This window comes from Streptomyces doebereineriae (assembly GCF_031845645.1).
Classification (GTDB): domain Bacteria; phylum Actinomycetota; class Actinomycetes; order Streptomycetales; family Streptomycetaceae; genus Streptomyces; species Streptomyces canus.
In genome coordinates, this window is the sequence record NZ_JAVREZ010000163.1 from 1 (window position 1) to 478 (window position 478).

Here is a 478-nt window from a genome sequence, read left to right on the forward strand (position 1 = left end):
TCTCCTGAGCGCGTATCAGGGCCGGGAAGACGTTGTCGTGCTCGGCCTGGCGCGAGGTGGAATACCTGTCGCATGGGAAGTGGCTGCCGCGCTGGGCGTTCCGCTCGACGCGTTCATCGTGCGGAAACTGGGTGCGCCCGACCACGAGGAGTTCGCGGTCGGCGCGTTGGCCAGCGGCGGGCGGGTCGTGGTGAACGACGATGTACTGCGTGCGTTGCGGATAACCCCGCAACAGCTGCGGGAGATCGCCGAACGTGAAGGGCGCGAACTCATTCGGCGCGAAGCCGCTTATCGCGGTGGCCGACCGCCCCTTGATGTATCCGGAAAGGCGGTTATTCTGGTCGACGACGGTCTGGCCACCGGTGCCAGTATGTTCGCCGCCGTGCAAGCGCTTCGGGAGGCCGATCCTGCCGAGCTCGTGATCGCCGTTCCGGCAGCACCCGAATCGACATGTCGGCAGTTCGCCGGCATGGTCGAC

General features: G+C 66.3%; 1 protein-coding gene. It reads left to right on the forward strand.

Annotated features, from left to right (window positions below; translation table 11 throughout):
* Positions 1 to 79 precede the first annotated feature (79 nt).
* Positions 80 to 478, forward strand: a 399-nt coding sequence (locus RNB18_RS51245) for a phosphoribosyltransferase (protein ID WP_394817808.1), incomplete at its 3' end; no start/stop codon positions are given.